This window comes from Acetobacter sp. (assembly GCF_047723915.1).
In the GTDB taxonomy this organism is placed as follows: Bacteria; Pseudomonadota; Alphaproteobacteria; order Acetobacterales; family Acetobacteraceae; genus Acetobacter.
In genome coordinates, this window is sequence record NZ_JBDOBQ010000011.1 from 82,452 (window position 1) to 88,860 (window position 6,409).

8 protein-coding genes are annotated in these 6,409 nt (G+C 63.8%); 6 read left to right on the forward strand and 2 right to left on the reverse strand.

Going from position 1 to position 6,409, the window contains the following annotated elements:
* Positions 1 to 5: 5 nt before the first annotated feature.
* From ABF990_RS08175 to pqqE, 6 genes are all read left to right on the forward strand, one after another.
* On the forward strand, positions 6 to 821 hold the full coding sequence (locus ABF990_RS08175; RefSeq protein WP_415492069.1) for an exodeoxyribonuclease III: 816 nt from the start codon (positions 6 to 8) through the stop codon (positions 819 to 821).
* Positions 822 to 983: 162 nt separating this feature from the next.
* Positions 984 to 1,064 carry a pyrroloquinoline quinone precursor peptide PqqA gene (gene pqqA, locus ABF990_RS08180; protein WP_035370857.1) on the forward strand — a complete coding sequence of 27 codons (81 nt, stop codon included), beginning with the start codon at positions 984 to 986 and terminating at the stop codon, positions 1,062 to 1,064.
* 94 nt (positions 1,065 to 1,158) lie between these two features.
* Positions 1,159 to 2,070 carry a pyrroloquinoline quinone biosynthesis protein PqqB gene (gene pqqB / locus ABF990_RS08185; protein ID WP_415500431.1) on the forward strand — a complete coding sequence of 304 codons (912 nt, stop codon included), beginning with the start codon at positions 1,159 to 1,161 and terminating at the stop codon, positions 2,068 to 2,070.
* Entirely contained in the window at positions 2,067 to 2,807 is a 741-nt protein-coding gene (gene pqqC / locus ABF990_RS08190; RefSeq protein ID WP_415492073.1) for a pyrroloquinoline-quinone synthase PqqC, read from the forward strand. The genes pqqB and pqqC overlap by 4 nt, the downstream gene beginning before the upstream one ends.
* Positions 2,804 to 3,103: a pyrroloquinoline quinone biosynthesis peptide chaperone PqqD gene (gene pqqD / locus ABF990_RS08195; RefSeq protein ID WP_415492075.1), complete on the forward strand. Its 300-nt coding sequence runs from the start codon at positions 2,804 to 2,806 to the stop codon at positions 3,101 to 3,103. Before pqqC ends, pqqD begins: the two co-directional genes overlap by 4 nt.
* Positions 3,100 to 4,191: a pyrroloquinoline quinone biosynthesis protein PqqE gene (gene pqqE, locus ABF990_RS08200; RefSeq protein WP_415492076.1), complete on the forward strand. Its 1,092-nt coding sequence runs from the start codon at positions 3,100 to 3,102 to the stop codon at positions 4,189 to 4,191. The genes pqqD and pqqE overlap by 4 nt, the downstream gene beginning before the upstream one ends.
* A gap of 71 nt (positions 4,192 to 4,262) precedes the next feature.
* On the opposite strand, the gene ABF990_RS08205 is transcribed toward pqqE, so the two are convergent.
* Positions 4,263 to 5,576 carry an NTP/NDP exchange transporter gene (locus tag ABF990_RS08205; protein ID WP_415492077.1) on the reverse strand — a complete coding sequence of 438 codons (1,314 nt, stop codon included), beginning with the start codon at positions 5,574 to 5,576 and terminating at the stop codon, positions 4,263 to 4,265.
* On the reverse strand, positions 5,566 to 6,210 hold the full coding sequence (locus tag ABF990_RS08210; RefSeq protein ID WP_415492078.1) for an NADPH-dependent F420 reductase: 645 nt from the start codon (positions 6,208 to 6,210) through the stop codon (positions 5,566 to 5,568). Before ABF990_RS08210 ends, ABF990_RS08205 begins: the two co-directional genes overlap by 11 nt.
* Between the last annotated feature and the right edge of the window lie 199 nt (positions 6,211 to 6,409).

Sequence of the window (6,409 nt, forward strand, 5' to 3'; positions counted from 1 at the left end):
CCGGCATGACACCGGACACGACCGCCGCCCTTAAACTGGCGACATGGAATGTGAACTCCATCCGCCAGCGACAGGACCTGGTGCTGGACTGGCTGGCGCGCGAAAAGCCCGACGTGCTGATGATGCAGGAAATCAAGTGCGAAACCCCGCAGTTTCCCGCCGATGTATTCGAACAGGCCGGGTATCGCTGCGCCGTGGTGGGCCAGAAATCCTATAACGGGGTGGCAACCCTCGTACGCGGGCCGTTCGAGACCGTGACCGACTGCCTGCCCGGCTTTACCGACCCCGCCGCCCGTTATGTGGAAGTGCATGCCCATGGGGTGGTGCTGGGCAACCTGTACCTGCCCAACGGCAATTCCGGGGGGGAGGCAGGCTACGCCATCAAGCTCAACTTTCTCGACGCGCTGGCCATCCGCGCGCGGGACATGCTTGAACAGGGGACCGACTTCATTCTCGCGGGGGATTACAATATCTGCCCCACGCGGGAGGACTGCGCCCCCGGCGCCCTGGGGCCGGACGATGCGCTGGTGCGCCCGCAAAGCCGCGCTGCCTGGCGCCGCCTGCGCTGGCTGGGCCTGACGGACGCCCTGCGGGCCATCACCCCCAATGGCGAGGCCTATACCTTCTGGGACTATCAGGCCCGTGCATGGGAACGCGATTGCGGCCTGCGTATCGACCACATGCTGCTGTCCCCCCGCATGGCCGAACGGTTGCAGACCGCAACGCCGGACCGGGCGGAACGGGGGTTGCCACGCCCGTCGGACCATGTGCCGTTCGTGGTAACGGTTGCACGCGCGGGGGTGTCGGCACGTTCACAGTAACGTGATTACAGCCCGGCGCATGCCACCATTTTGCCTGCGGGGGCTTGCGTTCAGGTCTTTTTTCCCCACAGTTTAAGGTGCAACAGTCTTCACCCGTCCTGCCTTGGCAGGCGCGCGGGAAGGCCATTGTTGAAGCAACACCTATGGCTAAGGAGAAGACCCATGGCTTGGAACGCACCGAAAGTTACCGAAATTCCGCTGGGCGCAGAAATCAACAGCTATGTCTGCGGTCAGAAGAAGTAAGATAGACACCACTCTCTGTCTTATTTTCAGCCGTCAGCCGCCAGGCGCGCTTAACGCATGGTGCTGACGGCTTTTTTCTGACTGGAAAGGGCGCATGCTCCAAATTGTCGTTCTTGGCGCGGCAGCCGGTGGGGGTTTCCCACAGTGGAATTCCAACGCCCCGGCCTGTCAGCGCGCACGCGCGGGCGACCCCGCCGCCCCCGCCCGCACCCAGGCATCCATAGCTGTCAGCGGTGATGGCGTGTCGTGGTATGTGCTCAATGCCTCGCCCGACCTGCGGGCCCAGATCAACCACACCCCCGACCTGTACCCGCGTGACGGCCTGCGGTCCACGCCCATTGCCGGCGTCATCCTGACCAATGGCGAAATCGACTCCATCGTCGGCCTGCTGACCATGCGCGAACGCCAGCCCTTTGGGCTATACGCGACCGCGCCCGTACTGCACCAGATGGACGCCAACCCCATTTTCACGGCACTGGACAGCACCATCGTGCCGCGCCACAGGCTTGAACTGGACCGGCCCCTCGCACTTGAGCCGCCCGGCCTGCGGATTACCCCTTTCGCCGTACCGGGCAAGGCGCCGCTTTACGCGGAAAACAGCATCAACCCGGCCGAAATCCTGACCAATGGCGAAAATATCGGGCTGGAAATAAGCGACGGCACGGTCCGTGCGCTGTTCATTCCCGGTTGCGCCGCCATGACCGACGCCCTGCGCCAGCGGATCGACGGCGCGGATGTGGTGTTTTTCGACGGCACCCTGTGGCGGGATGACGAAATGATCCGCGCGGGTCTTGGCAGCAAGACCGGCCACCGCATGGGCCACCTGTCCATGGCCGACGAACCCGATGGCACGATTGCCGCCTTCCGCCCGCTGCATGTCGGGCGCAAGGTGTTTATTCATATCAACAACTCCAACCCCGTCCTTCTGGCGGACAGCCCGGAACGCAGGCAGGCCGAAGACGCGGGGTGGGATATTGCCTATGACGGGATGAAGATCACCTTATGACACACGCCCTGCTCACGCCCGATGAACTCGAAGCCGCCCTGCGCGCCATTGGCGCGGAACGCTACCACAACCTGCACCCGTTCCACCGCGCGCTGCATGACGGCAAGCTGAACAGGGCGCAGGTTCAGGCCTGGGCGCTGAACCGCTATTATTACCAGGCCTGCATTCCCGCCAAGGACGCAACGCTGCTTGCGCGCCTGCCCACGGCGGAACTGCGTCGCGAATGGCGCCGCCGGCTGGAAGACCATGACGGCACGGAACCCGGCACGGGGGGCGTTGCCCGCTGGCTGCGCCTGACGGACGGGCTGGGGCTGGACCGCGCCTATGTGGAATCGCTCGAAGGTCTGCTGCCGGGCACGCGCTTTGCGGTGGAGGCTTACGTGCATTTCGTGCGCGAGCGTTCGATCCTGGAAGCCATTGCCTCGTCCCTGACAGAGCTGTTCTCGCCCACCATCATCAGCGAGCGCGTGTCGGGCATGCTGCGCAACTACGACTTCATTACCGAAGAAACGCTGGCCTATTTCAAGCCGCGCCTGACGCAGGCCCCGCAGGATTCCGCCTTCGCGCTGGCCTATGTCAAGGAACACGCCAGAACGCCGGAGCAGCAGCAGGCCGTGCTGGCAGCGCTCAGGTTCAAATGCAACGTGCTGTGGTCGATGTTAGACGCGCTGGATTACGCCTATGTCACGCCCGCGCGCATTCCGCCCGGTGCGTTCCACCCCAAGGTCGACGCATGAACGGGGTTACCCCCACCTCCGTGACCGAGACCAGCGTGCCGCGTTTTGCCCGCGGCACGCGGCTGCAATACGACCGCGTGCGTGAAACATGGTTTATCCAGGCCCCTGAACGCGCTTTTCAGGCCGACGCGGTTGCCGCCGAAATCCTGCAACTGGTGGATGCGACCCGCCCGCTTGGCGCCATTATCGACCAGTTGAGCGAAAAATTTGCCGCCCCGCGCGATATTATCGCCCGCGACGTGCTGGCCCTGGTGCAGGATCTCAGCGTCAGGCAGGTGCTGGTCATAACCCCATGACAGCCCTGCCCCCGCCCCCCATGAGCCTGCTGGCGGAACTGACACACCGCTGCCCGCTGCAATGCCCCTATTGCTCCAACCCGCTCAGACTTGACCCGCGCGGGCAGGAACTGGACACGGCAGACTGGCAGCGCGTTCTGGACCAGGCCGCCGAAATGGGGGTGCTTCAGGTTCATTTTTCGGGCGGTGAACCCATGGCCCGCCCCGACCTGCCCGATCTGGTGCGCCACGCGGCACACAAGGGGCTGTATTCCAACCTTATTACCTCTGGCGTGCTGATTACGCCCGACAGCCTTAAAAAACTGGCCGATGCGGGACTGGACCATATCCAGCTTTCCTTTCAGGACGCGCAGGCCGAAACGGCTGACCGTATCGCCAATATGGCGGGCAGCCACGCCAGAAAGCTTGAGGCCGCACGGCTTATCGCCGCCGAGGGCCTGCCACTGACATTGAATTTTGTCATCCACCGCCAGAACGCCGAACGTGTACCCGCCATGCTGGAGCTGGCCGAACAGCTTGGCGCCCGACGGGTGGAAATTGCCCATACGCAGTATTACGGCTGGGGCCTGCTGAACCGTGACGCCCTGCTGCCGGACCGCACGCAGCTTGAAGCCACCGAAAAGGCGGTGGAACAGGCCCGCGCCCGTCTGGAGGGGCGGATGAGCATCGACTTCGTAACGCCCGACTACTACGCCGACCAGCCCAAGCCCTGCATGGGCGGCTGGGGGCAGCGCTTTATCAATATCTCTCCCTCCGGGCGGGTTCTGCCCTGTCATGCGGCGGAGAGCATTCCCGGTGTGGTTTTCCCCACCGTGCGCGAAGAAAGCCTTGCGGATATCTGGAACAATGCTCCGCTGTTCACGATGTTCCGTGGCACCGACTGGATGCCCGAACCCTGCCGGTCCTGCGCCTTCAAGGAAGATGACTGGGGCGGTTGCCGCTGCCAGGCCCTGGCTCTGGCCGGGCGGGCTGATGCAACAGACCCGGTCTGCCACCGCGCGCCCGACCATACGGTGATCGAGCGCGCCATAACCGCACGCCCGGCCATACCGCCCGCGTTCCGGTACCGGCGTTTTGGCAACGCCTAGAAAGGCGGCCCCTGAGAAATTCAGCAACGCGATAACGTACGCCACCCTGCCCCATGCGGGCTGGCCGTGCGTTACCGCGCGCCACGCGGGTGGCGGCCAAGCGCATACCCCAACGCCGCCCAGGCAAGTGCCAGAACGGCACCCACGAGCGAAACCACGCTCAGGCTCTGCGTGGCGCCGATCAGTGCGGCACTCACCCAGCCGCTCAGCGCGTCACCGCCACGGTAGACAACTGTGTCGAGAAAGTTCTTGGCCCGATAACGCACGTCCTCGGCAACACCGGTAAACAGCATTTCCCGCCCGGGGCGAATAAACGCATATTCCCCCACACGGCGCACGCCCATGACGGCAGCAACCACGGCAAAAACCGGCCAGATCGCAAGAACCACAAAACCTGCGGCGACAAGCAGGGGAATAGCGCAGAGCAGCCCTGCAACACCCCAGCGGCGGGCAAAGCGCCCGGCAAGGAACACCTGGCATAAGAGCGACGCCGCCTGAACAGCGCCATCGATCATGGAAAAAACCCGCACCTGCCCGTTACGCGTGGGGAAAGCCGCGGCAACCAGCCGTGCCTGCTCAAAATACAGAAAAGTTGAAGCCGTTGTCAGCAAAATAACAAACAACCCCAGACAAAGCAGATAGGGCGAGCGCGCCACCAGCAAAAAACCCGTAAACGGATTACCCGCGACCGGCCTCCTGCGCGATTGCGCCTGCTGCACGGTATCCCGGCCCAGCCGCCACACCAGCAGGCGGCTTTTGGCATAAACGGCGGCACCCAGCAGCCCAGCGGACACAACCAGCAGCCCCCGCACCGAAAGCACGCTGACCATGGCAGCGCCCACCATGGGCCCGGCAATGCCACCTATGCTGGCCCCGCCTGCAATAAACCCGAAAACCCGCCTGGCCTGTTCGGTGTTGAAGACGTCCGCCATCAGGCTCCATGCCACGGACACCACGAACAGGTTGAACACCGACAGCCAGACAAAAAAGACGCGCGCAACCCACGGACTGGTAGGCCATATGCTCAGCAACGCCGCAAAAACGAGCATGGTGATGATGAAAAAACCATAGACCCAGTCTATGAACCGTGCGCGCGACACATGGGCGTTCAGCCAGCCATGCAGCGGGATTGCCACAAGCATGACAGCGAATGTGGCGCTGAACAGCCATTGCAGGTTACGCACCCCACCCGCAATGCCCATGGCGTCACGCACGGGCCGCAGAATGGCGTAGCTGGTGAACAGAAAGAAAAAAAGGCCACAGCCCCACAGAACAGCCGCAAGTTCATCGGGGTGGGCATTAATGGCGCGGCATGTCCAGCCGCGCCAGCCCGCTACCGGTGGTGACGGGCAAGCCCTGCCGCCGGCCGTGTCCTCACAGGTCATGGCCCCGGACCGGCACACTGCCCGTGGCCTTGATCAGCTCTGCCACAACCGCGCCCGCCGCATCGTCAGTATAGCTGTAAAGGACTTCCGTATCGCCACCGCCGCCGTCTGCCAGGGCACTGGCGTTGACAGAGTTGAACGCCCTGACAAAGCGTGTACCGGCGAACAGATGGGCCGAATAGCGCGCCACCCCCTCTGACCGGGCCTGCCGCGCCAGCGCACCGTCACGGAACGGATAGGCGTTGTCAGCATCGATCAGGATCTTGCCGGCAAGTGCCGCACCGTATTCATGCGCTATGCCCGGCTCCGCATGATAGGGCACCGCAAGCACGACCACATCTGCAAAGGCAATGGCCTGCTCCACGCTGCCCGCACGCGCGTTCGGTCCGGCAGCCGCGACAACCTGCCCCAGCTCATCCGGATGGCGGGAGGAGAACATGACCGGATAGCCCGCCCTGGCCCACAGCCGGCCAAGGGTACCACCGACCTGCCCGGCTCCGATAATACCGATGTGCGGCAAAGTGGGTGCGGTGTCGGCCGCAAACCCCCGCGACGTCATACCAAGCATTGTTCCACCCAGTGCGGCCAGCAGGAGGGAACGTCGGCGCAGGAACAGAGATGATGAGAGTGGCATGGAACTTCCTCTTTCATCCAGGAGAACAAATTGTAAGCGCCGGTGCCACGCATTGCTATCGCGCGGCCCGGCCAAGGCGTCGCTTTAACGCGCCTGCCGCGGGACTTTTGCCGCCTTGCGGCCATATTACCCATATACCGGCATCCGGCATCCGGCATCCGGCATCCGGCATCCGGCATCCGGCATCCGGCATCCGGCA